The sequence below is a fragment of the Labrenzia sp. CP4 genome, assembly GCF_001579905.1.
GTDB lineage: Bacteria > Pseudomonadota > Alphaproteobacteria > Rhizobiales > Stappiaceae > Roseibium > Roseibium algicola.
In genome coordinates, this window is sequence record NZ_CP011927.1 from 1,210,366 (window position 1) to 1,237,285 (window position 26,920).

Sequence of the window (26,920 nt, forward strand, 5' to 3'; positions counted from 1 at the left end):
TATGTTTGGGAGGACAACATTCCTGGCCTCGACCATCGCGGGCGTTCTGACGCTCGGTCTGACGGCCGCACAGGCCGAGACGTTGCGGTTCTGGACGACTGAGGAACAACCGGAGCGCCTGGCCAAGCAGGAAGAAATGGCCGCCGCGTTCAAGGAAAAGACAGGCATCGAGGTGGACGTCATTCCGGTGACGGAATCCGATCTCGGCACGCGTGCCACGGCAGCCTTTGCCGCCGGCGATCTGCCGGATGTCATCTATCACACACTGCAATACGCGCTGCCCTGGGCGGAAGCAGGCATCCTGGATACGGAAGCTGCGACCGAAGTGTTTGAAAAACTGGGTGCCGGCACATTCGCGCCGGGTGCGGTTGCCATGGCTGCCGTTGAGGACGGCGTCGCCTCCGTGCCTGTGGACGGCTGGACCCAGATGGTGATCTACCGCAAGGACCTCTTTGAGGAAAACGGCCTTGCCGCTCCGGACAGCTATGAAGACATTCTGGCGGCCGTCGAAAAACTGCATAACCCGCCAGAAATGTTCGGTTTCGTCGCCGCGACCAAGGTTGACGAGAACTTCATGAGCCAGGTGCTGGAGCACGTCCTTCTGGCCAATGGTGTCAGCCCTGTCGGTGATGACGGTTTCAAGCCGCTGGACGAGAAGAAGACTGTCGAAGCGCTGGAGTTCTACAAGGCAATCGCCAAGGCATCGCCTCCCGGTGACCTCTTCTGGAAGCAGTCGCGCGAGCTTTATTTTGCCGGCAAAGCAGCCATGATCATCTGGTCGCCGTTCATCCTGGATGAGCTTGCCGGCCTGCGGGACAGCGCTCCGCCGACCATCACAGACGATCCGACCTCCACGGAACTTGCTTCCAAGACCGGTGTAGTCACCACGCTGAGCGGCCCGTCCAATCCAGATGGGGCAGCCTGGGCCGACATCCGCTACTTCGGCATCACCAATGACGCGGACACGGAAGCGGCGATGCAGTTCGTCGAGTTCTCCATGGATGACGGCTACCTGTCGACCCTGTCGATCGCGCCGGAAGGCAAGTTTCCGATCCGTCGTGGTTCAGCCGACAACGCGACCGAATTCGTCGATGGCTGGGCAAAGCTCCCGGTGGGCGTCGACCGCAAGGCGCCGCTGACCGATCTCTACGATGCCGACACCATCAAGACCATCGTCTCCGGTCTCGACACCGCCAGCCGCTGGGGCGTCAAGGAAGGCCAGCTCTCGCTTGCCTCCAAGATGATCAACAGCCAGGTGATGAACCGTCTGGTGCGTGAATACATCGACGACGAACGCGATGCTGCGGCAACCGTTGCCAAGCTCAACGAGGAACTGGCCAAGATCCAGTAACGCCTTTCCACCCCTCAAGACCCCACGAGGGGGTGGGAAAGCCCGCACATAACAGCCCGGACCGGGCGTCTATCGGATGCCCGGTCCTTCCCAATCTCCTGCCGCTGAATTGCCGGCAGCCGAGATGGGCTCCAGACAGTTGCCGGTTGGGACTTGTCGGTCGCCAACGGCAGAACGGGATCTAGACCCCGGGCGGAAACATGAACACCAAAACCGAAGCTGACGCTTCCTCAGGGCCGCCGAAAGGCATCGGTCCGATGCAGCGGCGTGAAATGTGGCTGGCGTATCTGATGCTGGCGCCGACATTTGCCATCATCCTGATGATTGTTGCCGGACCGCTGCTTGCCAATTTCTGGATCAGTGTGAAGCCGGTTCAGCTTGCCGACCTGCGGCCGCCGACCGTGCTCGTCAACGAACGGGTTCGTGGCCGGCCAAAAGCACCAGGCGACGAGGCCCGGCTGGAATACCGGCTGCGCAATTCCTCACAGGACGAGGAAGTCCGCAACGTGACGCTGAGCGATGTAGTACCCGATGGCTTCACGGTGACTTCGCATTCCGAAAACTGTTCGCTCAATGGCGCCGCGCTGACGTGCGATCTTGGAACCGTAGCGCCTGGCTGGCGCGGAGACGTCGAACTGGTCGGAACAGTGTCGCAGGGGTTTCTGGATGCAAACCGTCCCGAACGTGCGAGCGAGCCGGTTATTTCGGGCGAAGCCAACAATGTGCTGACCAACTTCGAATTCACGTTCGAGAACTTCAGCCGGATCTTCAGCGCGGACGAGTTCTGGTCAGTGCTGCGCATTACGTTCTACTACACCATCTTCGGGACGGGTGGCGCGTTGGTGCTGGGTCTCTTTGCGGCGCAGCTCCTGAACACGACCTTCCCCGGTCGCGGTGTCCTGCGGGGCCTGTTCCTGTTTCCCTACGTCTCGCCGGTGATCGCGGTTGCCTTTACCTGGGTCGTGCTGTTCGACCCGTTTTCCGGCACGCTCAACGCGCTGCTGACCAAAATGGGCGTTGTCGCCGATCCGATCAATTTCTTCGGCCAGAGGGCGATCGAGTTTTCCGTTTTCGGCATTCCGATGGAGTTTCCGCTGGCGCTGACGACGGTGATAGCCTTCGAGGCCTGGCGTTACTTTCCGCTGTCTTTCCTGTTCATCCTGGCGCGCATGCAGTCGATCAACACGGACATGTATGAAGCTGCCGAAATGGACGGGGCGACGCCGCTGCAACAGTTCTGGTACCTGTCGCTGCCGCAACTGATGGGGATCCTCTCGGTCCTGTTCCTGCTGCGCTTCATCTGGACCTTCAACAAGTTCGACGACATCTTCCTTCTGACCGGCGGCAACGCGGGCACGCGTACGCTGACTGTCGATGTCTATGAGCAGGGATTTGCCCTGTCCAATCTCGGCGCCGGTGCGGCCGTTGCCGTGGTCGTCTTTGTCGTCCTTGTCACCTTCGCCACTTTGTTCATCCGCTTTTCGCCGAAGGAGGAAGGGCTATGAGACCCGGCAGTATCGTTCTCGCGGCGCTGACCGGCCTGATCTGGGGCGTCACTGCCATGGTGGTCATCGGTGTCACACTGACACTGGTGACCGGCGATGTGGCGCAGCCGCAGGCAACGGCGGCGGGTCTTGCGGGGCTTGTCAGTGCTCTGGTTCTGGTCTGGAGGCAGTCGACCGGGAGCGCTGGAGCCATGGCGGACAGGGGGCTTTGTGCTGCCGTCCTGTTCGTCGTCCTGATGGTGGCTTCCTTCGCGGCGCCCTTCGGTCTGTCGCTTGGTCAGCACTCCTTGTGGCAGGGACTTGGTCTGGTGATGTTTGTCGCCGGCGTTACCGGTGCCAATGCGATCTGCCTCGGTGGGGCCCGGCTTGGTGCCATGTCGCGCTACGAGCGTGAGGTCGTCTATATTCGCATCGCGAAGGGCGTCGGCTTCGTCGTCTTCTCGATCATTGTCGCCTTGCCGTTCTACGTCATGATCATGACCTCGCTCAAAAGCCAACAGGCGCTGCTGGCCAATCCGCTGGACCTGTCGATCGACGTCAGTCAGGGCATCAGCGGGCTGTTCCGGTCCTATGTCGAGCTTTTCACCCAGTTCAACTTCGGTCGTTACCTGATGGTGTCCGCCTTCGTGTCGGTGGCAACCGTCGTGCTGACATTGCTGTTCTCGGTGCCGGGCGCCTATGCCGTGTCGCGGCTGCGGTTTCCGGGGCAGGCATTCCTGGCCCGCTCCGTGCTGCTCATCTACATGGTGCCGGCGATCGTGCTGGTGATCCCGCTCTATGCGGTGTTCTCGCAGCTTGGCCTGCGCAACACGCTCACCGGTCTGTTGATCGTCTATCCGGCAACGACCATCCCGGTCGCGCTCTACATGTTGCAGGGGTACTTTCGCGGTCTGCCGTCCGAACTGGAAGAAGCCGGGCTGATGGACGGGCTGTCGCGCATCGGCGTGATCCTCAAGATCACCCTGCCGCTGTCCCTGCCGGCGCTGGCCTCCGTTTCGCTTTACGTCTTCATGATCGCCTGGAACGAGTTCCTGTTCGCGTTCATGTTCCTGGATGATCCGGACATCTTCACGCTGTCGCGCGGAGTGGTGTCCCTCAATTCCTCCGAGGTGCCACGTCAGCATCTCATGGCGGGCGCGGTAATTGCGACCGTGCCCGTCCTTTTCATTTTCCTGTGGTTCGAACGTTTCCTTGTCCAGGGCCTGACGGCCGGCAGCGTCAAGGGTTGAACGATCAAGAGAAGGGGCTCTGAAGAGCCCGAGGGAGTACGCTGTGGCACACGCAGATCTAGACCAGGCGGCAAAGGCCATCCTGACCGAAAACGACCAGGGCGGGTACACGATCCCGACGAAGGGTCTTTATCCGTACCAGTGGAACTGGGATTCCGTCTTTGTCGCCCTGGGGTTTGCGGAATTCGACCAGGACCGGGCCTGGCAGGAAATCGAGATGCTGTTCCAGGGTCAGTGGCGCGACGGAATGGTGCCGCACATCCTGTTTCGCAAGGACGATCCGAGCTATTTTCCCGGACCGGGCGTGTGGGGAACCGACGGCGGTCCGATCCCGAGTTCCGGTCATTCCCAGCCGCCGGTGGCCGCGTCCGTCGTCCATAGCCTGGTGGAGGCTGACCGGACCGGCAAGGCACTGGAGCGGGCGAAGGCCTTGTTGCCGAAACTGATGGCCTGGCATCGCTGGTATCTTGCCTATCGCGACCCGAAAAACCTTGGCGTCATTGCAGTTATTCACCCCTGGGAATCCGGCCGGGACAACCTGCCGGACTGGGACGAGGCACTTCGGGCGGTCGAGGTCAAGGACATTGGTCCCTATGAGCGGAAGGACACCTCTCATGTCGATCCGGCCATGCGGCCGCACAAGGAGGACTACGACCGCTATCTCAGCATTGTCGCTGCTTGCCGTAAGGTAGGCTGGGATCCGAAAAAAGTTGCCGAAACCTGCCCGTTCTTCGTTGCCGACCCGGGCGTTACCTTCATCTTCCTGCGCGCCAACCGGGATCTTCTCGCGCTGGCCGAAAAACTCGGCATGAGTGCGGAAGCCGACGAGATCCGAGGGTGGATCGCGGCGATGGAAAAAGGCAGCCGGACGCTTTGGAATGATGAGGTCAAGGCACATGTCGCTTTTGACGAGCGTCGCGGCAAGCAGACAGATGGCATCTCCAGTGCTTCCTTCCTGGCGCTCTATGCCGGGCTCCATGATCCGCAGACCCTTGGTGCGCTTCAGGGACATTTCGACAGGATCGCGGAGCGGGTCGAATACCTGATGCCGTCCTATGATCCCGATCACCGCAGTTACGAGCCCTTGCGGTATTGGCGCGGACCGGTGTGGGCGATGATCAATTACATGATCGCGAAAGGCTTTGCCGAAGCAGGCGATGCCGTCCGGGCGGAACGACTGCGCGCCGACACCGCGCGGCTGATCGAAACCGGGGGCTTTGCGGAATATTTCAGCCCCGAAACGGGCGCAGGAGCAGGTGGCGGATCGTTCTCCTGGACGTCGGCCATCTGGCTGACCTGGGCTTCGCCTTCACACGCCGAGCAGGCAGCTTAAGGGGGACGCGATGGGAGCGATCCAGCTCAACAAGGTTGAAAAGTGGTTCGGCAACCTGCAGGTCATCAAGGGCATCGACCTCGACATCAAGGATGGCGAATTCGTCATCTTTGTCGGACCGTCCGGCTGCGGGAAGTCGACACTGTTGCGTCTGATCTCAGGGCTTGAGGAAACCAGCCGTGGTGCTATCGAGATCGATGGCAAGGACGTCACTGCACTGCCGCCATCGGGGCGGGGACTGTCGATGGTCTTCCAATCCTACGCGCTTTACCCGCATATGTCGGTGCGCGAGAACGTCGGTTTCGGTCTGAAGACCGCAGGGTTTCCCAAGGCGGAGATCGACCGCAAGGTGAATGCGGCTGCCGAAGTGCTGAAGCTGGACGAATATCTCGACCGGCGCCCCAAGGCGCTTTCGGGGGGACAGCGCCAGCGGGTAGCCATCGGCCGCGCCATCGTTCGCGAGCCAAGTGCCTTCCTGTTCGATGAACCGTTGTCGAACCTGGACGCAGCGCTTCGCGTTGAAATGCGTTTTGAGGTCGCCCGGCTCCACAAGAGCCTCGGCACCACGATGATCTACGTGACACACGATCAGGTGGAAGCCATGACGCTGGCCGACAAGATCGTGGTGTTGCAGGCCGGCAGGATCGAACAGGTCGGATCGCCGCGCGAACTTTATGAACGGCCGGACAATCTGTTCGTGGCCCAGTTCATCGGTTCGCCGAAGATGAACGTGTTGCCCTGTTCACTCGAAGAAGGACGGTTTTCGCTGCGCGGGCATGGCGGCGGTCCTTATCCGTATGCCGGCAGCGGGCAAACACCGGTGAAACTCGGCATCCGTCCGGAGCACATCAGCCTTGCAACACCGGGCGAGGGGCATTGCACCGGAACGGTGGAAGTGGCCGAATATCTGGGTGCAGACACCTTCCTTTACGTGGCGCTCGACGGGCTTGAAACGATCCTGGTGCGCATCAGCGGTGCCGAAGACGTGGAGGAGGGCACTCGTGTTGGTCTGACCTTCGACGAGAGTCGCCTGCATTTCTTCGACGGTGAAGACAAGGCCATCCGCTAAGACTGTCTGTCGGAATGAACCCGGCCTTTTCGGCGGGTTCAGTTCCGGCAGAGCACCAGCACGGTGTATTGAGAAGCCTCCTCGTCGATCCGGGTCGGGCTCTTGATGTTGGTTATGGTGTTGTAGGAAGGCGCCAGGCCGAGATCTTCCATGAACTCCGCCATCAGCTTGCCCCTGACCGCGAAATTCACGTTTTCCGGCAGGTCACCGGCCAGTTTGAGCGTCTTGAACTTGTCCAGACGAGACACAACAGTGCCGACAACAGCCCCCGTCCTGTCCAGAACCGGGCCACCTGAATTGCCTGGCTGTACCGGTGCTGTCAGCATGAAATGGCGGCTGTCGCCCTTGACGCCTGCCAGCGACGAGATCATGCCGGGAGTGAAATTCAGGTTGTTGTCCAGGATCTGGGCAAAGGGATAGCCGATCACGAAAATCTCCTCTCCGCGAACGATCGGCTGTTTTGAGCGGAACTGCGCAACATGATCCGACTTGCCGCTGTCGAGCTGCAGGATCGCGAGGTCGTTTTCCGTGTCCGCCTTCACCAGCCTCGCGGTACCGTGGCCTGGAATATCCAGCGAGCGGCAGTTGCCGACCACATGCGCATTGGTGCCGATGTGGCCTTCGCTCGTCAGGAAATAGCCGCTGCCGGAGGAGGAGGTCTTGCGGCCGATAATATCCTTGCGGGCTCCCTTGGGAAGCGGATTGCTGCTGTTGTCCTCTTCCAGAACCTGCAGGCCGGGAGCTGATGTGACCGCGTCCAGTTTCTCCTCATCCGTTCCGTCGTAAAACGTCATGCTGTTCGACATGGCAACTGCCACGCGGTCCATGAAGACGGCATGGCGTGCCTGCCAGGCAAGCGAAAAGCCGCGGCTGTCCGAAGAGGTCTTCATCATGCGCAGGTAGAAATCACGCCCATCCTGCCGACCGGAGACGACGAAGTAGTCATTCCGGAATTGCTTGTGCTCCACGGTCCGCCCGTCGCTGGTATCGGTCAGACGCTTGTAGAGGGCCGCGTAGTCGGTTTCTTCCGCCGAAACCTGCAGGGTTTCCAGTTCGATGCTGTTGTCGTAGGCCCGCCAGAGGTGTCCGCGCGGAGTCTGGGTGGACGGTTCGAAGAGCTTGCCCGGAACGCCGAGCTGCAATCCGGAAACGGGGTCCTTGTAGGTTTCAAAACCGACCCGTTCGACAAGGTCTAGGCCATCGCGCTGGAGGATCTGCATCTGCTCGTCGTCGAGCACACCGTTCGGGGTGAAGTCCCGGTGCTTCTGGAAAGTTGTGAGGGCGTTATAGGTGAGCCTGCCGAAGGTTCCGTCCACCTGTGAGGCGTAGTCTCCCGTAAAGACCAGCAGGAACTGGATCCGGACCCGTTCTCGCCAGTCCCTGGCATGGAACCAGTCCTTGGACTGATCGTAACCTGCCTGCACGGTGCCGGCTGATACCAGCAAAAACACGATGGCATGAAGAAACGAACGCATAACCAGCTCCCCTTGGTCGCGTTCCACATTTTAGCAAAACGGCGATGATGGAAACAGGCTCGCGCTGCTCAGCCGGGGATATCTCGCGATAAAACTCCGGAGGCGGTGTTCAGATGGAGCGGCCTGAAAAACCATGTTTCAAAGCGGAACAACATCGACCTTGTGATCGGTGGTTTGAGACCCTGACGTGCGCAACACGCCTTTCACCGGTGCCGCGTCTCCGTAGTCGCGGCCATGCGCGACAACGATGTGATCCTGTCCGACCCTGAGAGCATTGGTGGGGTCATATTCGATCCAGCCTATCTCGATGCCGCACCAGGCCCTGACCCAGGCGTGCATGGCATCCGCACCTTCCAGCCGTTCCTGGCCTTCCGGCGGAATGGTCCGGAGAAAGCCGCTGACGTAGCCTGCCGGAATGCCGATGCTTCTGAGGCATGCGATCATGATGTGCGAAAAATCCTGGCAGACGCCATGACGTCTCTCGAACGCCTCGATGGCCGGAGTGTCGACTGTTGTGGCCTCGGCATCGAAACGCATGTCCGTGTTCAAGGCCTTGCCGATGGCTTCGACGGCGGAAATCGTGCTCATGCCCGGGACGACATGGTCCTGCGCATAGACTGCAAATGCGGGGTCGAGGGGCAGGCGCGGCGAGGCTGAAAGAAAATGGACCGGCGCCCTGGGGGCAAGCGACTGAACGCCGGAGAGCTCCCTTGCCAGGGCGTGCAACGGCGGTGAAATGTCGAGTTCTTCCGGTACCGCTGTTCTGTCGATACGGGCCTTCAGCTTGAAACTGAGTTCGCTGTGGCTGCGCCGGTAGGCAACGTCGGTGACAGCATTGCCGAAGAAGTCCGTTCGGTCGTGACGCTCAGAAGGGCCAGGCACGATATGGATCTGCCCTGCCATCAGCTTCTGCTCGCCGGGAATGGTCGCCGGCATCAGCCGGAGCGCATGATGTCCGTAGTTGGCCGGGCTGGCATAGTCGTAAGTGATTTCAAGCGTTACATCGTAATGCACGGGCGCCTCGCGTCGGGCGTGTCGGGTGAAAGCGACCGTCCGTTACCGGATATAGGCATCGGTCAGCTCCACGGAGAGATAGGAGATCTGATCGCGAAGATCGGCAAGAGAAGCCGGTGTCAGTGTCTCCGGGGTGGCGATTGCCAGAAGTGTGTGAACCTGCAGGACGGAGCGGGCCAGCTCCGACAGATGTCCGTTTTCCGTCGCGTTGGGCAGCACGCCGATATGGTCTTTCATGTCGGTCAGCTGGTAGAGCACCGCGCGCGGGTTCTTGGTGTCCATCGCCAAAAGGTCCAGCACGGTGGCATGGCTCAGAGAGACCGCATACCGCCGGCTCATGGACATGGCGCTGTCGCCAACCTCAAGCAGCAGTTCAAGAGAGCCTTCCGGGGCGTCTTCGTCGGTAAAGACCGACAGGAGATCAGCCATCCGGTGGGCGCGTTCCAGTGCACGGCCGATGGACAGGAAGCGCCAGCCGATAAACCTGTACATGTTTTCATGCACAAGACCCGAAAAGCCTGTGATCTTGCGCAGCAGCAGGCCCATGGCTCTGGTAACGTCGGCATTGTCGCGCATCGTGCGCTTGGCACCGTTCGCGGCCTGGGCAAGGTCGTTCAGCGCCAGCCAGCCATCGACGGAAAACCGGTCGCGTACCTTTGCAGCGCTGGCGACGGCCGATTGCAGCATGTCGCACAGGCCATCGGGAACCGGCTCGACGGGCGCCATGCCGATCTTGTCCAGATATTCCGCTGTCAATGCCACAAGCGGGGCTTCCGGGTCCGCCGTTTCCATCAACCGGGCATGATAGGCACGCAGCAGCCGCACCGCGCCTTCCGCACGCTCCACGTAGCGGCCGAGCCAGAACAGATTGTCGGCTGCGCGCGATGGCAGGGAACCGGTCTGTGATTTGAAGAACGGCGATTCCGTCTGGTGGAGCAAGGTTTCCTTGTGCGGCTTCTGACCGCCGACGATCCACACATCGGCCGCCGATCCACCCGCCTGCATGGCGATCGCACTTGCATCTTCCGTTTGTCCGATCCGGGCAAAGCCGCCAGCCATGACTTCCCAGCCGTTGGTCGTTCGGGCCAGGAAGACGCGCAGGCTCATGGGCCGGGGGACCAGAAGCCCGCTGTCATAAGCAGGCGTCGTCGACAGGGTCACGGCTTCCTGCCCGACCAGCCTGTCGCTCTTGCTGTCGATCCAGGTTTCCAGAATGCCCTTGTGGAACTTGTCGAAATCCTTGCCGATAAAATCGGTATGGGAGGACGTGAAAGGCAGCGCGGTCGACAGCGCGGGGCTGAACATCATGCCTTCCGCATTTTCCTTCACGTAGGCTTTGGTTCCCTCTTCACCGCACCACCAGGTCGCGACGTTCGGCAACTTCAGCGGCTCGCCGAGCAGGTGTTCGCTGATGCGCGGCAGAAAGGCAAGGAGCGCGCGCGTCTCCAGAATGCCGGTGCCGAGCGCGTTGATCATGGTGACTGCGCCGCTGCGGACCGCCTGAACAAGACCCGGTGTGCCGATGTGAGAGGTTTCGTTCAATTCCACCGGATCGGCCCAGGCGGCATCAAGGCGCCGCCAGAGAACGCTGACAGGCCTCAGTCCGGCGACCGTGCGTACCATCAGCTTGCCGTTTTCAACGGTCAGGTCCTCACCTTCCAGCAGCATGAAGCCGAGATAGCGGGCGATGTAGGCATGCTCGAAATAGGTGTCGTTCAGCGGGCCTGGCGTCAGGATCGAAACGCGGCTTTCGCTTTCTCCACGCAGCTCGACCAGGTGGTCGCGGAACCGCCGGAAAAACCCGGCCAGCCGATGGACATTGGCACGGGCGAAGAACTCGTTGAAGACGCGTCCGGTTGCGACCCGGTTTTCCAGTGCGAAGCCGGCACCGGAAGGCGCCTGTGCCCTGTCGGACAGAACCCACCAGGTTCCGTCCGGCCCGCGGCCGATCTCAAACGACAGGAAATGCAGAAAATGTCCGGATTTCGGCTTGATGCCCACCAGCGGACGCTGCCACTCCGGGCTTTGCGCAATCAGGCTTGCCGGCAGATAACCGTTGGTCACCAGCCTGTTGTCGCCATAAAGATCGGCGACAACCTGTTCCAGAAGTTCGGCGCGCTGGGTCAGACCGTCTGCAATCACCTGCCAGTCGTCCTGGCTGATGATCACCGGAATATGGCTCAACGGCCATTCCCGCTCATTCGCCCCGTCCTGCCCGTATTGACGGAAATAGACCCCGGCATCGTTCAGATACTGATTGCCGCGCGCGAAACGCTCGGTGATTTCCTCCGGCGTCAGAGCGCTCAGATGCTCCAGAAACGGCCGCCAGACCGGTCTTACCCGGCCATCAGGGAAGAGCAGCTCGTCCGAAACATCCGGAAAGGGACGATAGGCCTTCAAGAGGCCGTAGCGAAGCGCTCCGGGTTCTGCGTTTTCGTCCAAGCTCATGCATCGTTTCCAGTCGGCGGGGCTGCCGGTTCGTCAGACATTCTGCGGTCTGCGCAGGTCCAACGTCAACGGAAACTCCGGATGCGGCCGTTCAAGCCCCGGAAGATAGAGCCCCGGCGTATGGCCGTGCGGCTCGAACCTTGCAAGGCGGCGGGCTTCTGCCTCGTTCCCGTTGACAGGAAACGTGTCATAGTTCCGTCCGCCCGGATGAGCAACATGATAGACGCAGCCACCAAGGGCCCGGCCGCTCCAGCGATCGAAGATATCGAAGGTCAGCGGGGCGTCGACGGGATGCACGGGGTGCAGCGCCATGGCCGGTTGCCAGGCCTTGTAACGGACACCGGCAACCGAAACGCCGTTGGTCTCGGTTTTCCTGAGCGGCAAGGTCCGCCGGTTACAGGTGACGGCGTAGCGGTCCGGATCGCTAGTGGTGACCTTGACCTGCAGACGTTCGGTGGAGCTGTCCGTATAGCGCACGGTGCCGCCGATGGCGCCGGTCTCGCCCAGTACGTGCCAGGGTTCCAGCGCCTGTCGAAGTTCAAGGTGAACACCATCGACCTCGAGTTCTCCGCAGAAGGGGAAGCGGAATTCGGCCTGGGCTTCGAACCAGTCCGGACGCATCTGAAAACCGTGATGCTCCAGATCACCCAGGACGTCGAGAAAATCGGTCCAGACATAATGCGGCAGCATGAACCGGTCGTGCAGGGCCGTGCCCCAACGGGTCAGGTTGCCGGACAGTGGCTGCTGCCACAGGCGCGCAACGAGCGCCCTGAGCAACAGCTGCTGGGCAAGGCTCATGCGCGGGTCCGGCGGCATTTCGAAGCCGCGAAACTCGACGAGGCCCAGCCGTCCTGTCGGGCCGTCGGGGGAATAGAGCTTGTCGATGCAGATTTCCGCCCGGTGGGTGTTGCCGGTGACATCCACCAGAAGGTTGCGCAGCAACCGGTCAACCAGCCAGGGGAACGGCGTTGCCCCTTCATGAGGGCGGTGGATCTGTGACAGCGCGACTTCCAACTCGTAAAGGCCGTCATGACGGGCCTCATCGACGCGCGGAGCCTGAGAGGTCGGGCCGATGAAGAGGCCGGAGAAAAGGTAGGACAGGCTTGGATGGCGCTGCCAGTGCAGGATCAGGCTGCGCAGGAGATCAGGCCGGCGCAGGAACGGACTGTCGAGAGGCGTCGCACCGCCAACTACCACGTGGTTGCCGCCGCCGGTACCGGTGTGCTTGCCGTCAATCATGAACTTGTCGGCACCGAGCCGCGACTGCCGGGCTTCCTCGTAGACGCCTTCGGTGATCGCGACACATTCCTGCCAGCTGGATGCCGGATGGATGTTGACCTCGATGACGCCCGGATCCGGTGCAACGCGGATGACATTCATGCGCGGGTCGGGCGGGGGTGGATATCCTTCGATATGAACCGGCAGCTTCAAGTCAGCCGCGGCAGATTCCGCCACCGAGATGAGTTCCAGATAGTCCTCGATCCGTTCCACCGGCGGCATGAAAACGCAAAGACGTCCGTCGCGAGCTTCCACCGACAGCGCTGTTCTGACCGATGCCCCGCCAAATTCGTCGTCCGTCAGGGTTTGTTCCCGCCGGTCCTGCTGGCCTTCGCTGGCGGTGAAATGGGCAACATCCTGCCTGCGGTCAGCGCGCGGGCCCGCAGGAAACTCCGGCAACGGATCGCGCGGGACGGTCGGATCGGCGATATTGGTGTAGGGATATTGTGCCGGTGGGACATAGGGCAGGGATTCCAACGGCAGGCGGTAGCCGACCGGGCTGTCTCCGGGAACGAGGAACAGCGCGTCACGGCGCAGCTTCCAGCGTTCGGATCGCCAGCGGTGTCCGCCGGCCTTCGATTGCCAGCGCTGGATCGGCAGCACATGTCCGGCAGGTTCGGTCAGCCCCCGGTCGAAGACGCGGGCAATACGATGCCGGGCCTCGGCATCCTCCAGCTTGGAATTTTTCGGTGTGACATTTTCCGGCAGGTTGGCTTCCTTCACCAGCCACACCGCCGGGTCTTCATAGGCGGCCACCACGTGGTCCGGGTCGATTTCCAGCTTCGTTGCGATCTCCTGCAGCAGCGCTGCGGCCTGATCTGCGCTGGCCTTGGTATCGTCGCCTTCTTCCGCGATCAAATCCGGATCATGCCAGATCGGTTTTTCGTCGCGGCGCCAGTAAAGCGAGAAAGTCCAGCGGGGCAGGGTTTCACCCGGGTACCATTTCCCCTGGCCGTAATGCAGGAACCCTCCAGGGGCAAAGCGTTCACGCAGCCGGCGGATCAGAATGTCCGCCTTCTGGCGTTTGGTCGGGCCGACCGCGTCGGTGTTCCATTCAGCGGCTTCGAAATCATCGATCGAGACGAAGGTGGGTTCACCGCCCATGGTCAGGCGGACGTCCTCCTGCGACAGGATCCGGTCGACCTTGGTGCCGAGCTGATTGAGTGCCGACCAGGCATCGTCTGAAAACGGCTTGGTGATGCGCGGATGTTCGGCGACGCGGGCCACCTTCATGTCGAAGGCAAAGTCGACCTCTGCCTTGCTTGCCATGCCGACAATCGGGGCGGCGTTGACGTAATGCGGCGTCGCGGCCAGCGGAATGTGGCTTTCGCCTGCCAGAAGGCCGGAGGTCGGATCGAGCCCGATCCAGCCTGCACCCGGCAGGAAGACTTCGGCCCAGGCATGCAGATCGGTGAAATCGTGATCGGTGCCGGAGGGGCCGTCCAGTGCTTCCAGATCCGGCTTCAACTGGATGAGATAACCGGAGACAAACCTTGCGGCAAAACCGAGATGGCGCAGGGCCTGCACCAGCAGCCAGGTGGAATCGCGGCAGGACCCGGTTCCTTTCTCGAAGGTTTCTTCCGGTGTCTGTACGCCAGGCTCCATGCGAATGACATAGTTGACGGTCTGGGAGACCTTGGCGTTCAGCCCGACGATGAAGTCGACGGTTCTCTGGCGATCCTTCGGGACCGTTTCCAGGAAAGCGGTCATGTGCGGGCCGGTCGGGTCGAGGCGACGGTAAATCTGAAGATCTTCGCGAAATTCCGGCGGATAGTCGAAGGGCCATTCCTCCGCGCTCTCCTCGATGAAGAAATCGAAGGGATTGTAGACGGCCATGTCGGCGACCAGATCCACTTCGATCTTGAATTCGCGTACAGGCTCGGGAAACACGAAGCGGGACAGCCAGTTGCCGTAGGGGTCCTGCTGGTGATTGACGAAGTGTCCTTCGGGCGAAACCTTCAACGAGTGAGACAGGACCCGGGTGCGGCTGTGAGGGGCCGGCCGCAAGCGGATAATCTGCGGGCTTAAGGTAACCGGACGGTCGTATCGGTAATGGGTCAGGTGATAAATGCTTGCACGAATTGACATTTACAGGGTCCCGGTATTTGTCCGTTTCAAAGCGCGAGTGTCAGGTTTTCACAAAATCAAACGCATAACCACGTCTTTCTGTAGGCAGTTTCGCCTCACGAATGGGCTGCAAGCATCTTGTGAAAGGAGAAGGCCGGAAACCAGGTGAAATCCGGTGTCGCCGGTCAGGGTTCGTTAAACACGATGCAATCCTTCCGGCGAAGCCGGCTCTGACGAGCGCTTTTCCTGTGCTAATTTCGGATTGATTAACACAATCGGATCAAGGTGCCGGCTGCCAGCGAATGGCCAGCAGGCGGCAGGTCTGTTGCGGCCGGGTTTCAGTCAGGACTGTCTCGGAAACCCGTTTCTGGCAATCTTTGGATATGCGCCAATAAAATGTGCGTAAGTGGTTGCCACTTCTGCAGAACATATTTGTGGTAGCTAATATGACGCCGGGGGTATGACCAGGCACTGTTTCGGTGCGATCGTCCGGCCCCATGTCAAGGTTCCGTTCGGCTTTCGAACATTCAACCGGTGCCGCGGTGAATGTTCGTGATCTGAACCGGGGCCGTTGTTGCGAGCAGAGCTGCAAGACGGGACGGGCAAGGATGAAGAGCGAAGGATAATGATGTTCGTCAGACTGCTGTGCATGGTGTGGTTCTGGGTGGCAGCCGGCGTGGTCCAGGCGGCGGACTTCCGCGTGACCTTCATCAATCCGGGTGGTGAGACCGGTTTCTGGGGGGATGTGTCCAGAACTATGATGGCGGCTGCTGCCGATCTGAACGTCGACCTGGAAATCCTGCACGCCGATCGGCGTCCCTACGGCATGGAAGAGCTTCTCAGCCTCCGGCTGGAACAAGGGGAGCTGCCGGACTATTTCATTCTGGTCAACGAGAACCAGGCGGCTGCCCGTCTGATGCAGCTTATGGAGGGCCGGGAGAGCAAAGTTCTTTTCCTGCTCAACAAGCTGACGCCGAAGCAACGGGCCGACCTGGAACGCAGGAACATCGATCTTCATGGTATTATCGCCTCGGTCGTTCCGGACAATGAAACGGCCGGTTACGAGATGGCACAGTCGTTGTTTGCCGAAGCGCGGCGGCTCAACCCGGAGGCAGGGGAAATCCGGTTGCTGTCCCTGACAGGCGATTCAACCACGCCTGCCGGATTGCAGCGGGAACTCGGCATGTTGCGGGCTGTCGCAGACAACAGCGACGTCAAACTGGTCCATGCCATTCCGGTCGACTGGAGCGAGGAACTTGCTTTCGCGCGGACGAAAAGCGTTTTGAACCGCACGCGAATTGACGTCGTCTGGGGTGCGAACGATGACATTGCTTTCGGTGCACAGCGTGCTGCAACCGACGCAGGGCTGACCATCGGCAAGGATATATTGTTCGCCGGGTTGAACTGGTCGAACCGCGGCATGAACGCGGTACGGTCCAACGAACTGACCATGACACATGGCGGGCATTTCTTTGCAGGCGCCTGGGCGATCGTGATGCTGAGGGATCATTTCTTCAGAAGTGTTCAGGGGGAAGTTTTCGTCGATGTCGTGTTCAAGATGTCGCCGATCACCGCCCAGAACGTCGAGCTATATCTCAGCAGGCTTGGTGACGGGAATTGGGACAAGATCGACTTTGCCCGTTTCTGCAAATCGTCTTCCAATCATAGCCACTACGATTTTTCAGCTGACGCCATTCTGGAAGCTGCCGGCAGTTGACCGGCGTGCCGGTTGGGAGTGGACGGCTGTTGTTTCTTTTCTCGTAACACTTTGAATTCTCTCCTATCCAAGTCTGCTGTCCGGACGGTATAGATGCCGTGGAAGGGCCACTTGAAGAGCCCAGCGGGAGAGAGTCATGAGCGACGAAGCCGAACCAGGCAAAGCCTATAATCCGGAAACGGAAGGCGCCGAGATGCGCTTTGCGGACAAGATGTCCTATGGCGACTATCTGGGGCTGACGCAGATTCTGAATGCACAGGCACCCTTGTCGGACGCTTCCGACGAACTGCTTTTCATCATTCAGCACCAGACGTCGGAATTGTGGATGAAGCTCATGCTGCATGAGCTGAACGCCGCTCGCGATGCGATTGCCGATGATCACATGCCGCAGGCGATGAAGCTTCTTGCCCGGGTCAGCCGGATCATGGAGCAACTGAATTCTGCCTGGGATGTGCTGCGGACAATGACGCCGAGCGACTACACTCAGTTCCGGGATGCCCTCGGCATGTCCTCGGGCTTCCAGTCGCTGCAATACCGGCTGATCGAATATGCGCTGGGCAACCGGAACACGGCAATGATCCGACCGCACGAGCACGATGCGCAAAGCGTTGCTTTGCTGAATGCGGAGCTGGCCCGCCCCAGCCTTTACCAGGTCGTGCTGGCCTTCGCCCGCCGCCAGGGTCTCGATGTGCCGGATGATGCCATTGCGGTACCTGCTTCCGCTCCACATCTCGAAGTTCCCGAGATCATGACGCTCTGGCAGAAGGTTTACCGGGATCCGTCCGCCCATTGGGCCCTTTACGAGGTCGGTGAGAAACTGGTTGATCTGGAAGACTACTTCCGCCGGTGGCGCTTCAATCATGTCACCACCGTGGAACGGGTGATTGGCTTCAAACGTGGAACCGGCGGAACCGGCGGCGTCAGTTACCTGAAGCGCATGCTGGAAGTCGAACTCTTCCCCGAGCTCTGGCATGTGCGCACTGCGCTCTGAAACAGTCGGCGTCTCGTCATTCTTGGACGAATTGCATGTTTGCCATCGGCGTTTGTGCCGATAGAGTGTCGTTTCAAGAGCCCCGCAAGCGGGCTCAAGGGACTGAAGAGGGGATTTCCTATGTTGAAACAATTTGCTGCGGCCGCCAGCCTGGTGGCCATTCTGGCGGGAGCGGCACAGGCCGAACCCGTCAAGGTCGGCATGATCACGACCCTGTCCGGCGGTGGTGCAGGTCTTGGCATCGATGCACGTGACGGCTTCATGCTGGCGGTCAAACAGGCCGGCAACAAGGACCTGGAAGTGATCATCGAAGACGACCAGCGCAAGCCGGACGTCGCGGTTCAGCTTGCCGACAAGATGATCCAGTCGGACAAGGTCGACGTCTTGACCGGCATTATCTGGTCGAACCTGGCCATGGCCGTCGTGCCGTCTGTCACTGCCCAGGGCAAGTTCTATCTGTCACCGAACGCCGGTCCGTCCGCTCTGGCCGGCAAGGGCTGCCATCCGAACTATTTCAGTGTTGCCTATCAGAACGACAACCTGCATGAGGCCGCAGGTGCCTACGCCAAGGAAGCCGGTTTCAAGAAGAGTTTCATCCTCGCGCCGAACTATCCGGCCGGCAAGGATTCGCTGACCGGATACAAGCGCTACTACGACGGTGAACTGGCGGGTGAAATCTACACCAAGCTGGGCCAGACCGACTATGCGGCCGAGATTGCCCAGATCCGCGCATCGGGCGCCGATAGCGTGTTCTTCTTCCTGCCTGGCGGCATGGGTATTTCCTTCCTGAAGCAATATGCCGACAGCGGCGTTGGCCTTCCGGTCGTTGGTCCGGCCTTTTCCTTTGATCAGGGTATCCTGCAGGCCGTCGGGGATGCTGCGCTGGGCGTGAAGAACACGAGCCAGTGGAGCAAGGATATCGACAACGATGCCAACAAGGCATTCGTTGAAAGCTTCCAGGCCGAATACGGTCGCCTGCCGTCGCTTTATGCGGCCCAGGGTTTCGACACGGCCAATCTGCTGCTGTCGGCCATGGCGAAAGCGGATGTGACGGACGCTGACGGTTTCCGCGCAGCGCTTGAAGCAGCTGACTTCCCGTCCGTGCGCGGCAAGTTCAGCTTCGGCCCGAACCATCATCCGATCCAGGACATCTATGTTCGCGAGGTGATCAAGGAAGGTGATGTCTACACCAACAAGATCGTCGGAACGGCCCTGACCGATCATGGTGATGCCTATTCAGCCGAGTGCAAGATGTAAGACCCGGCGGGTTTCTCTACACAATGCGAAAGGCGCAGTCTCCGGGCTGCGCCTTTTTGTTTTTTGAAATCGTGGGGCTGCCGGGTCCCGGCTCGCGTTTCGCTGGAAGTATGGGGTTGGGTTCAATTTCCTTTGCTGGCGAAATTACACCTCACCCGACTTCGGTCTTTCCAGGGCTTGCTCCAGTAATCCGCACCTTGACCATGCCAGCCGGGGCTGCGTTTTGGCCCAAGGGCAACGGCATGGATCCCATGGTCAAGCCATGGGATGACGGGGAGTGAATGGGAGAATAGAGGGCATGGACACGGCGATACTTTGCCCGGCGTCCGTCATTGCAGGGCTTGACCCTGCAATCCATGCCGTGATCTCAGCGAACGCAGATGGTGTGGTCTGAAGCGAGCTACTTCCCGAACACACCTGTATCGATCATCTGCTGGAACATCTCTTCCATGGAGGTTTTCATCGGTCTGTAGGTTACGCCGAGGGCGCGTTTGCTTTTGGAATTGTCGGCGCGCCATTTCACGTCGACGTTGTTGGTGACGAATTTCCGTGAAATACCGCCGACGATCGGCCCGACCAGCCAGACGATCCATTTGGGTAGCGACTGGCGAGGCACCGGATAACGTTCGCCGTATTTCTCGATCAAGGCCTTGCCGAGTTCCAGAATGTTGGTGTCGTGGCCGGAGATGATATGCCGGCCCTCGGCCTCTTCCCGGAAGCCCGCCTCCATGTGTGCCCTGGCAAGGTCACGCACATCCACGACGCCAAGGCCAAGTTTCGGAGCGCCCCGTTTCATGGTGCCGTCGCCCATCTGGCGGACGATGTTGAAACTTTCGGATGTCGGCCTGGCGTTAAGGGCTGGACCGATCACCAGCGACGGATTGACGGTGACCAGCTCGAAGCGATCCTGAGCCCTGGCGATCTTCCAGGCTTCCTGTTCCGCAAGCGTCTTGGAATAGCTGTAGGGCTGGTATTCGAGAGAGGCGGTGGTGTTCCAGACCTCCTCCGTCAGTTTGCCACCCGGGGCTTTTAAGCAGTCGACTGCATCCGTGTAGATGGCCGCGCAGGAGCTGGTGACGACCACGCGTTTGACACTTGCAGTCCGCGCGGCGGTTTCCAAAACGCTCCGGGTGCCTTTCACCGCTGGCTCGATCAGTTCCCTCTGCGGGTCCTTGACCGATGTGGTGAAAGGGGAGGCTGTGTGGAAGACGATGGCACAGCCTGCCATCGCCTCGGCGTAGGAACCTTCCTCCAGCAGGTCGGCCCTGAAAAAACGCAAGGTGCCCGGAGATCCGGCCGCAATCTCCTGAAGGTGTGCGACCTTGTCATTGCGGTCTGGGTCACGGACAGCAGCGTGCACCGTAATTCCGGCATCAAGCAATTCCTTCACCAGCCAGCCGGCAACATAGCCCGTGGCCCCCGTTACCAAGACCGGTGCATCGGTGGAAAAAGAGGTCATCGGATCTGGTCATCCTTCCTTTGAAGGCCGCTCTTGCCTCGGCAGCTTGTCCAAGCAGTGAGATAGCCGCTGGATGGTGTGCGTCAATACAGGAATTGTTTTGGCCATAGATGCCCGACCAGCAGCCAATGGGCGACAGACGATCGTGATGACCTGCCTGGCGGGCATCGTATCCGGGGTGCGGACAGGCTCGGGACATGGGCGAGCAGGCCACGCTGCAGTGCAAAGTCAGTATTCGGATTTCGTTTTGCGATGCAAAACGAACCTCAATAGAAGTATGATGTAGAAAAATATGAAAGACTCGAAACCCGATTTCGTGCTACATCTGATGTCAAAATTGTGCCACACTGACGGTGCTGGTCGACAGGTGACCGGGTTTTCGGGTCGAGTGCAGGGGGCGTTCCTGTTCTTGAAAAGCCTTTGAAAACAATATTTTGCCACTCGGTTGAGTAGGCTTGATTATCTACTAAAAATTTAGTTTGACAACATGGCGATGCTGTGACCATCTATTCGTAGCCGGTTAATGACGGCGTTTAATATCTCACGGGAGGAGATGCAGATGCGTAAGTATCTACTCACCGCAGTCGCAGCTGGTGCTGTGCTTGCGGGGGCAGGGTCCGCTTTTGCCGATGAAGCAGCGGCGCAAAAGTGGATCGACCAGGAATTCCAGCCATCCGTTCTGTCAAAAGATGAGCAGCTTGCAGAAATGCAGTGGTTCATCAATGCGGCCGAACCGTTCAAGGGCATGGAAATCAACGTCTTGTCCGAAGGCATTCCGACGCACTCCTATGAGTCGGAAGTTCTGACCAAGGCCTTCGAAGAAATCACCGGTATCAAGGTCAATCACCAGATCCTCGGCGAAGGGGAAGTGGTGCAGGCCGTGCAGACCCAGATGCAGACCGGCCGGAACCTCTATGACGCCTATGTCAACGACTCCGACCTGATCGGCACTCATTCCCGTCTGCAGCTCGCCTACAACCTGACCGACTGGATGAACGGCGACGCCAAGGATGTCACCAACCCGGGTCTCGACCTGGAAGACTTCATGGGCACCCAGTTCACGACCGGCCCGGACGGCGACCTCTATCAGTTGCCCGACCAGCAGTTCGCGAACCTCTACTGGTTCCGCAAGGACTGGTTCGACCGTGAAGACCTGAAGGCAGCCTTCAAGGAAAAATACGGTTATGAACTCGGCGTGCCGGTCAACTGGTCCGCATATGAGGACATCGCCGAATTCTTCACCAAGGACGTCAAGGAAGTCGACGGCGTCCAGATCTATGGTCACATGGACTACGGCAAGCGCGCACCGGACCTCGGCTGGCGCATGACCGATGCCTGGCTGTCCATGGCGGGTGCAGGCGACAAGGGCGAGCCGAACGGCGTACCGGTTGACGAGTGGGGCATCCGCATGGAAGCCGGCACCTGTAACCCGGTTGGCGCTTCGGTTTCCCGCGGTGGTGCTGCAAACGGCCCGGCGGCCGTCTACGCGATCCGCAAGTGGGACGAATGGCTGCGCAACTACGCGCCTCCGGGTGCTGCCAGCTTCGACTTCTATCAGTCCCTGCCGGCTCTCAGCCAGGGCAACGTTGCCCAGCAGATCTTCTGGTACACCGCGTTCACCGCGGACATGGTGAAGCCGAAGTCCGAAGGCAACAACACGGTTGACGACGAAGGCACGCCGCTGTGGCGCATGGCTCCGAGCCCCCATGGTCCTTACTGGGAAGAAGGTCAGAAGGTCGGCTACCAGGACGTGGGTTCCTGGACCATCCTGAACTCCACTCCGGTGGATCGTGCGAAAGCAGCCTGGCTCTATGCCCAGTTCGTGGTTTCCAAGACGGTTGACGTGAAGAAGAGCCATGTCGGTCTCACCTTCATTCGCGACAGTACCGTGCGTCACGAGTCCTTCACCGAGCGTTCTCCGAAGCTCGGCGGCCTGGTCGAGTTCTATCGCTCGCCGGACCGTGTTGCGTGGTCCCCGACCGGCATCAACGTTCCGGACTATCCGAAGCTGGCCCAGATCTGGTGGCAGCAGATCGGTGACGTGAACTCCGGCGCGTTCACGCCGCAGGAAGCCATGGATCGTCTGGCACAGGAAATGGACATCGTCATGGCCCGCATGCAGCAGGCTGACGAGCGCGCCAACGTCTACGGTGGCTGCGGTCCGCGTCTGAACGAAGAGTCGGATCCGCAAGAATGGCTGAACAAGCCGGGCGCACCGAAGGCAAAGCTCGAAAACGAGAAGCCGCAGGGCCAGACCGTGAACTACGACGAGCTGGTCGCACGCTGGGCTGAAAAGTAAACCTGAGCGCGACGTGCAAGGGCATCGTGTCTGCCATGCAGAACATGGTGCCCGGGCACCCATCACCCAACAAACCGGACCGGGGCGTCTCCCCGGTCCACCACCGATCCGAAGCGACAGGGCGCGAAATCGATGTTTCGCCACTTGCACCTGTCCGGACGCGGGCGAAAAATAAATGTCTCTAGAACTTAAGAACGTCAGCAAGCGCGTTGCAGGCATCACCCATGTCAAGGAAACGAGCCTGACGCTGCATCCCGGTCACTTCAATGTTCTGCTTGGAGAAACCGGCTCGGGCAAGACCTCGCTGATCAAGCTGATGGCTGGTCTCGACAGCCTGGCGACAGGGCAGATCGTGCTCAATGGCAAGGACGTGTCCCGCCTTTCCGCGCAAAAGCGCAACATCAGCCTGGTGCACCAGTTTTTCGTCAACTACCCGCATATGTCTGTCTTCGACAACATCGCCTCGCCGCTGAAGGTCGCAGGTGTTGCCAGGTCGGAGATCGAAGGCCGGGTGGAAGAAGCGGCCAAGCTGATGAAGCTGAACCCGTATCTCAACCGCAAGCCGCATGAACTGTCGGGTGGCCAGCAGCAGCGCACCGCGCTGGCGCGGGCCATCGTCAAGGAAAGCGATGCGGTCTTCCTCGACGAACCGCTTGCCAACCTCGACTACAAGCTTCGCGAGGAACTGCGCGACCAGCTTCCGGAACTTTTTGCAGGCCGCGGCGCAGTCGTCGTCTACGCAACGTCCGAGCCTGAAGAGGCCCTTCTTCTGGGAGGGCACACGGCCCTCATGACCGACGGCAACGTGGTGCAGTTCGGCCCGACCGCCGACATCTATCGCAAGCCGAAGGATCTTGACGCAGCCAAGGTGTTCTCCAACCCGCCGATCAATGTCGCTCCGGTGACCAAGCGCGGTGACCTGGTGATCCTGAACGAGGTCACGAGCTGGCAGGCCACAGGTGCTGCGTCGGGACTTCGGGATGGCGCCTACACCCTTGCGATCCGGCCCAATCACGTGATGCCGGTGGCAAGCGCGCATCATACCGTGAAGCTTGACGGACACGTTCTGGTGACGGAGCTCAGCGGTTCGGAAAGCAGTGCCCATTTCGACATGGACGGCAACGCCTGGGTCTCTCTGTCACCCGGTGTTCATCCCTATTCCGTCGGCGAGGTCCACACTTTCTACCTGGATCCGAGCCATTGTTTCTTCTTTGCGCCTGACGGCCAGCTGGTCGCCTGAGGAGAGGATATCATGGCACAAATCAAACTCTCCAATCTGCGTCACAGCTACCAGCCCAATCCGGCGAGCGATGCGGATTACGCCCTGAAGAAGATCGACCTGACGTGGGATGACGGCGGCGCTTATGCCCTGCTTGGTCCGTCGGGCTGCGGCAAGTCCACGCTGTTGAACATCATTTCCGGCCTGCTGGTTCCTTCTGAAGGCAAGATCCTGTTCAACGATCAGGACGTCACCTCGCTGCCGCCGGCAAAGCGCAATATCGCGCAGGTGTTCCAGTTTCCGGTCATCTACGACACGATGACCGTCTACGACAATCTGGCCTTTCCGCTCAGAAACCGCGGGCGGGACGAGGACACGGTCAAGCGCCGCGTCGCCGCGATCGCCGAAATGCTGGAAGTCAGCGACATGCTGAAGGTCCGGGCGGCAAATCTTTCGCCGGACAACAAGCAGAAGATCTCCATGGGCCGCGGCCTCATCCGCGAGGACGTCAACGTCGTCATGTTCGACGAGCCTCTGACGGTGATCGACCCACATCTGAAATGGAAGCTGCGATCCAAGCTGAAAGAGCTTCATCAGCGGGTCAAGGCGACCATGATCTACGTGACGCACGACCAGACCGAAGCGCTGACCTTTGCCGACCAGGTGGTGGTGATGCAGGACGGTGAAGTCGTGCAGATCGGGACGCCAGTGGAGTTGTTCGAACGTCCGGCCCACACTTTCGTCGGTCACTTCATCGGCTCTCCGGGAATGAACGTCCTGCCCTGCGACGTCCAGAACGGGGCCGCGTTCTTCCGCGGTGAAAAGGTCGCGCTGGAAGGCCCGGTGACTGCCGCCGGCGACGGTACGGCGGAGATCGGGGTCCGTCCGGAATTCGTCAAGGTGTCTGCCGACGGTGCAGGCATTGCGGCGAAGGTCCGCAAGGTTGCCGATATCGGCCGCCACAAGGTGGTTGAGGCGATCGCTCATGACATGCGTATCAACGCCATTCTGGAGGGCGAAGCGCCCAATGCCGGAGACGACGTGATGCTCGACTTCAAACAATCCCAGACGCGTCTCTACAAGGACGGCTGGCTGGCGAGCCAGCCTGAAGGAGGGGCCCGATGAAAACGCAAAATCAACGCGCCTGGTTCTTCGTAACCCCGGTGCTCATTCTTGTCGCCTTCAACGCGCTCATCCCGATGATGACCGTGGTGAACTACTCCGTTCAGGAAACCTTCGGCGACAACCTGTTCTTCTGGCAGGGTCTGGACTGGTTCGAGCAGGTGCTTCGCTCGGAGCGCTTTCACAATGCGCTCGGACGGCAGTTCCTGTTCACTTTCCTGATCCTGATTATCGAGGTGCCGCTTGGTGTCGCGATTGCGCTGTCCATGCCCAAGAAGGGGTTCTGGGTGCCGTTCTGCCTTGTCACCATGGCCTTGCCGATGCTGATCCCGTGGAACGTGGTCGGTGCGATGTGGAACATCTTCACCCTGCCGGATATCGGTCTGCTCGGTTACTTCCTGAACCACACCCTGGGCATCTCCTATGACATGACCCAGAACCCGATCGCTGCCTGGGTGACGATCATCGTCATGGATGTCTGGCACTGGACATCGCTGGTGGTGCTCCTGGCCTACGCCGGTCTGGTTTCGATCCCGAACGCCTATTATCAGGCGGCGGAAATCGATGGAGCCTCCCGGTGGGCGGTGTTCCGCTTCATCCAGTTGCCGAAGATGAAAACGGTGCTGACCATTGCCGTGCTGCTGCGCTTCATGGACAGCTTCAACATCTATACGGAGCCTTTCGTGCTGACGGGCGGTGGTCCGGGCAACTCCACGACGCTGCTCTCGATCGATCTTGTGAAGATCGCGCTGGGTCAGTTCGACCTTGGACCGGCAGCCGCCATGTCCCTCATCTACTTCGCCATCACGTTGTTCGCCTCCTGGCTGTTCTACACGCTGATGACGATGAACGATAACAAGTCCTGAGGAGAACCGTCATGCGCCTGAAAAGCCTGGTTCCCATCCTGTACATTCTCTTCCTGATGTTGCCGATCTACTGGCTCGTCGCGATGAGCTTCAAGACCACCAACGAGATCCTGTCAGGGTTCACCCTGTTCCCGCAGACCTGGACCTTCGCCAACTACATCGAGATCTTCACCGATCCGACCTGGTACTGGGGCTACATCAACTCGATCATCTACGTGACCATCAACACGGTCATTTCGATCACCGTCGCGCTGCCGGCAGCCTATGCTTTCTCCCGCTATTCCTTCGTGGGCGACAAGCACCTGTTCTTCTGGCTGCTGACAAACCGTATGGCACCGGCTGCCGTCTTCGCGCTGCCCTTCTTCCAGCTCTATTCCGCCGTCGGCCTGTTCGACACCCATCTTGCCGTTGCACTGGCACACTGCCTGTTCAACGTGCCGCTGGCGGTCTGGATCCTGGAGGGTTTCATGAGCGGGGTGCCGAAGGAACTGGACGAAACCGCCTATGTGGACGGCTATTCCTTCCCGCGCTTCTTCATGACGATCTTCCTGCCGGCCATCAAGTCCGGCGTCGGGGTGGCCGCCTTCTTCTGCTTCATGTTCTCCTGGGTGGAAATGCTGCTGTCCAAGACACTTACCGCCGTCGAGGCGAAACCCATTGCCGCCGTGATGACCCGAACCGCTTCCTCCGCCGGTTACGAACTGGGTCTGCTGGCGGCCGCCGGGACCCTGACCATCATTCCCGGCGCCATCGTCATCTATTTTGTCCGTAACTACATTGCCAAGGGCTTTGCCCTGGGGAGGGTATGATGCTCGGTTGGATGGCTTGGACCCTGCCGACGGCTCTACTGTTCGTCGGTATATTCTCCGCAATCGGGGTGCTGACTGCTCTGGAAGTGAAATTTCCCGGTGGCGCTGCCCGGCGCGGTGTCCTGGGACTTGAAACGACCCGCGGCGACCGCCTCTTCATCACCTTGCTCGGAACGGCCTATATCTTTCTGGCCTGGCTTGGCCTGGTGGGCAACCCGCTCTGGTGGCCGCTCGCTCTGAGCATCGGTTGGGGCGTCTTCTGCTTCTGGAAAGTCTGACGTGAGTAAAGGCGCGCGGGTTTCCCGCGCGCTTCGTCCATCAGATGGTCTCGATCAGGGGAGAAACCCGAACACCTTCGTCGACTAAAGACATAGTAATTTCCGATATTCTGGTGCATGAATAGATGCGTAAG

General features: G+C 60.0%; 19 protein-coding genes. 14 read left to right on the forward strand and 5 right to left on the reverse strand.

Annotated features, from left to right (window positions below; genetic code table 11):
* Position 1: 1 nt before the first annotated feature.
* The 5 genes from ACP90_RS05625 (at position 2) to ACP90_RS05645 (ending at position 6,487) form a co-directional block, all read left to right on the forward strand.
* Entirely contained in the window at positions 2 to 1,351 is a 1,350-nt protein-coding gene (locus tag ACP90_RS05625; protein ID WP_055656322.1) for an extracellular solute-binding protein, read from the forward strand.
* 200 nt (positions 1,352 to 1,551) lie between these two features.
* Positions 1,552 to 2,856 (forward strand): sugar ABC transporter permease, encoded by a 1,305-nt coding sequence (locus ACP90_RS05630; protein ID WP_062487236.1) that lies wholly within the window; start codon positions 1,552 to 1,554, stop codon positions 2,854 to 2,856.
* Complete coding sequence (locus ACP90_RS05635; RefSeq protein ID WP_062487238.1) at positions 2,853 to 4,085, forward strand: carbohydrate ABC transporter permease; 1,233 nt, start codon at positions 2,853 to 2,855, stop codon at positions 4,083 to 4,085. Before ACP90_RS05630 ends, ACP90_RS05635 begins: the two co-directional genes overlap by 4 nt.
* 43 nt (positions 4,086 to 4,128) lie before the next feature.
* Complete coding sequence (locus ACP90_RS05640) at positions 4,129 to 5,418, forward strand: trehalase family glycosidase (RefSeq protein ID WP_062487240.1); 1,290 nt, start codon at positions 4,129 to 4,131, stop codon at positions 5,416 to 5,418.
* Positions 5,419 to 5,428: 10 nt separating this feature from the next.
* Complete coding sequence (locus tag ACP90_RS05645; protein WP_023003055.1) at positions 5,429 to 6,487, forward strand: ABC transporter ATP-binding protein; 1,059 nt, start codon at positions 5,429 to 5,431, stop codon at positions 6,485 to 6,487.
* A gap of 38 nt (positions 6,488 to 6,525) precedes the next feature.
* Here the strand turns inward: ACP90_RS05645 and ACP90_RS05650 are convergent, their stop codons facing one another.
* From ACP90_RS05650 to ACP90_RS05665, 4 genes are all read right to left on the reverse strand, one after another.
* Complete coding sequence (locus ACP90_RS05650; protein ID WP_062487242.1) at positions 6,526 to 7,962, reverse strand: serine protease; 1,437 nt, start codon at positions 7,960 to 7,962, stop codon at positions 6,526 to 6,528.
* A 138-nt stretch (positions 7,963 to 8,100) separates the two neighbouring features.
* Positions 8,101 to 8,976 carry a transglutaminase family protein gene (locus ACP90_RS05655; RefSeq protein WP_023003057.1) on the reverse strand — a complete coding sequence of 292 codons (876 nt, stop codon included), beginning with the start codon at positions 8,974 to 8,976 and terminating at the stop codon, positions 8,101 to 8,103.
* 42 nt (positions 8,977 to 9,018) lie between these two features.
* Positions 9,019 to 11,424, reverse strand: a complete 2,406-nt coding sequence (locus ACP90_RS05660; RefSeq protein ID WP_062487244.1) for a circularly permuted type 2 ATP-grasp protein — start codon at positions 11,422 to 11,424, stop codon at positions 9,019 to 9,021.
* A gap of 33 nt (positions 11,425 to 11,457) precedes the next feature.
* A complete protein-coding gene (locus ACP90_RS05665) occupies positions 11,458 to 14,790 on the reverse strand; it encodes a transglutaminase family protein (protein ID WP_062487246.1) in 3,333 nt (1,110 codons plus the stop codon).
* Positions 14,791 to 15,394: 604 nt separating this feature from the next.
* Between ACP90_RS05665 and ACP90_RS05670 the strand changes: the two genes are divergently transcribed.
* The 3 genes from ACP90_RS05670 (at position 15,395) to ACP90_RS05680 (ending at position 18,734) form a co-directional block, all read left to right on the forward strand.
* Complete coding sequence (locus tag ACP90_RS05670; RefSeq protein ID WP_208993465.1) at positions 15,395 to 16,486, forward strand: ABC transporter substrate-binding protein; 1,092 nt, start codon at positions 15,395 to 15,397, stop codon at positions 16,484 to 16,486.
* A 136-nt stretch (positions 16,487 to 16,622) separates the two neighbouring features.
* Positions 16,623 to 17,477, forward strand: coding sequence for a tryptophan 2,3-dioxygenase (gene kynA, locus ACP90_RS05675; protein WP_055656305.1), 855 nt, complete (start codon positions 16,623 to 16,625; stop codon positions 17,475 to 17,477).
* A gap of 120 nt (positions 17,478 to 17,597) precedes the next feature.
* Positions 17,598 to 18,734 (forward strand): ABC transporter substrate-binding protein, encoded by a 1,137-nt coding sequence (locus ACP90_RS05680; RefSeq protein ID WP_055656303.1) that lies wholly within the window; start codon positions 17,598 to 17,600, stop codon positions 18,732 to 18,734.
* A 400-nt stretch (positions 18,735 to 19,134) separates the two neighbouring features.
* Here ACP90_RS05680 and ACP90_RS05690 read toward each other — a convergent pair whose 3' ends face one another.
* Positions 19,135 to 20,193: an NAD-dependent epimerase/dehydratase family protein gene (locus ACP90_RS05690; protein ID WP_062487250.1), complete on the reverse strand. Its 1,059-nt coding sequence runs from the start codon at positions 20,191 to 20,193 to the stop codon at positions 19,135 to 19,137.
* A 559-nt stretch (positions 20,194 to 20,752) separates the two neighbouring features.
* On the opposite strand from ACP90_RS05690, the gene ACP90_RS05695 reads away from it, so the two are divergent.
* From ACP90_RS05695 to ACP90_RS05720, 6 genes are all read left to right on the forward strand, one after another.
* A complete protein-coding gene (locus ACP90_RS05695; protein ID WP_031270305.1) occupies positions 20,753 to 22,492 on the forward strand; it encodes an ABC transporter substrate-binding protein in 1,740 nt (579 codons plus the stop codon).
* 175 nt (positions 22,493 to 22,667) lie between these two features.
* A complete protein-coding gene (locus tag ACP90_RS05700) occupies positions 22,668 to 23,732 on the forward strand; it encodes an ABC transporter ATP-binding protein (RefSeq protein ID WP_062487252.1) in 1,065 nt (354 codons plus the stop codon).
* Positions 23,733 to 23,744: 12 nt separating this feature from the next.
* Positions 23,745 to 24,836 carry an ABC transporter ATP-binding protein gene (locus tag ACP90_RS05705; RefSeq protein ID WP_062487254.1) on the forward strand — a complete coding sequence of 364 codons (1,092 nt, stop codon included), beginning with the start codon at positions 23,745 to 23,747 and terminating at the stop codon, positions 24,834 to 24,836.
* The gene (locus ACP90_RS05710; RefSeq protein WP_023003068.1) at positions 24,833 to 25,699 is read left to right on the forward strand and encodes a sugar ABC transporter permease; all 867 of its coding nucleotides are present in this window, start codon (positions 24,833 to 24,835) and stop codon (positions 25,697 to 25,699) included. Before ACP90_RS05705 ends, ACP90_RS05710 begins: the two co-directional genes overlap by 4 nt.
* A gap of 11 nt (positions 25,700 to 25,710) precedes the next feature.
* Positions 25,711 to 26,508, forward strand: coding sequence for a carbohydrate ABC transporter permease (locus ACP90_RS05715; protein WP_023003069.1), 798 nt, complete (start codon positions 25,711 to 25,713; stop codon positions 26,506 to 26,508).
* Positions 26,505 to 26,786, forward strand: coding sequence for a DUF2160 domain-containing protein (locus tag ACP90_RS05720; RefSeq protein ID WP_023003070.1), 282 nt, complete (start codon positions 26,505 to 26,507; stop codon positions 26,784 to 26,786). The genes ACP90_RS05715 and ACP90_RS05720 overlap by 4 nt, the downstream gene beginning before the upstream one ends.
* The last annotated feature ends 134 nt before the right edge of the window (positions 26,787 to 26,920 follow it).

Coding starts and splice junctions, on each gene's coding strand:
- ACP90_RS05625 (WP_055656322.1), top strand. CDS start 2: ATGTTTGGGAGGACAACATTCCTGGCCTCGACCATCGCGGGCGTTCTG.
- ACP90_RS05630 (WP_062487236.1), top strand. CDS start 1,552: ATGAACACCAAAACCGAAGCTGACGCTTCCTCAGGGCCGCCGAAAGGC.
- ACP90_RS05635 (WP_062487238.1), top strand. CDS start 2,853: ATGAGACCCGGCAGTATCGTTCTCGCGGCGCTGACCGGCCTGATCTGG.
- ACP90_RS05645 (WP_023003055.1), top strand. CDS start 5,429: ATGGGAGCGATCCAGCTCAACAAGGTTGAAAAGTGGTTCGGCAACCTG.
- ACP90_RS05650 (WP_062487242.1), bottom strand. CDS start 7,962: ATGCGTTCGTTTCTTCATGCCATCGTGTTTTTGCTGGTATCAGCCGGC.
- ACP90_RS05660 (WP_062487244.1), bottom strand. CDS start 11,424: ATGAGCTTGGACGAAAACGCAGAACCCGGAGCGCTTCGCTACGGCCTC.
- ACP90_RS05665 (WP_062487246.1), bottom strand. CDS start 14,790: ATGTCAATTCGTGCAAGCATTTATCACCTGACCCATTACCGATACGAC.
- ACP90_RS05670 (WP_208993465.1), top strand. CDS start 15,395: ATGATGTTCGTCAGACTGCTGTGCATGGTGTGGTTCTGGGTGGCAGCC.
- kynA (WP_055656305.1), top strand. CDS start 16,623: ATGAGCGACGAAGCCGAACCAGGCAAAGCCTATAATCCGGAAACGGAA.
- ACP90_RS05680 (WP_055656303.1), top strand. CDS start 17,598: ATGTTGAAACAATTTGCTGCGGCCGCCAGCCTGGTGGCCATTCTGGCG.
- ACP90_RS05690 (WP_062487250.1), bottom strand. CDS start 20,193: ATGACCTCTTTTTCCACCGATGCACCGGTCTTGGTAACGGGGGCCACG.
- ACP90_RS05695 (WP_031270305.1), top strand. CDS start 20,753: ATGCGTAAGTATCTACTCACCGCAGTCGCAGCTGGTGCTGTGCTTGCG.
- ACP90_RS05700 (WP_062487252.1), top strand. CDS start 22,668: ATGTCTCTAGAACTTAAGAACGTCAGCAAGCGCGTTGCAGGCATCACC.
- ACP90_RS05705 (WP_062487254.1), top strand. CDS start 23,745: ATGGCACAAATCAAACTCTCCAATCTGCGTCACAGCTACCAGCCCAAT.
- ACP90_RS05710 (WP_023003068.1), top strand. CDS start 24,833: ATGAAAACGCAAAATCAACGCGCCTGGTTCTTCGTAACCCCGGTGCTC.
- ACP90_RS05715 (WP_023003069.1), top strand. CDS start 25,711: ATGCGCCTGAAAAGCCTGGTTCCCATCCTGTACATTCTCTTCCTGATG.
- ACP90_RS05720 (WP_023003070.1), top strand. CDS start 26,505: ATGATGCTCGGTTGGATGGCTTGGACCCTGCCGACGGCTCTACTGTTC.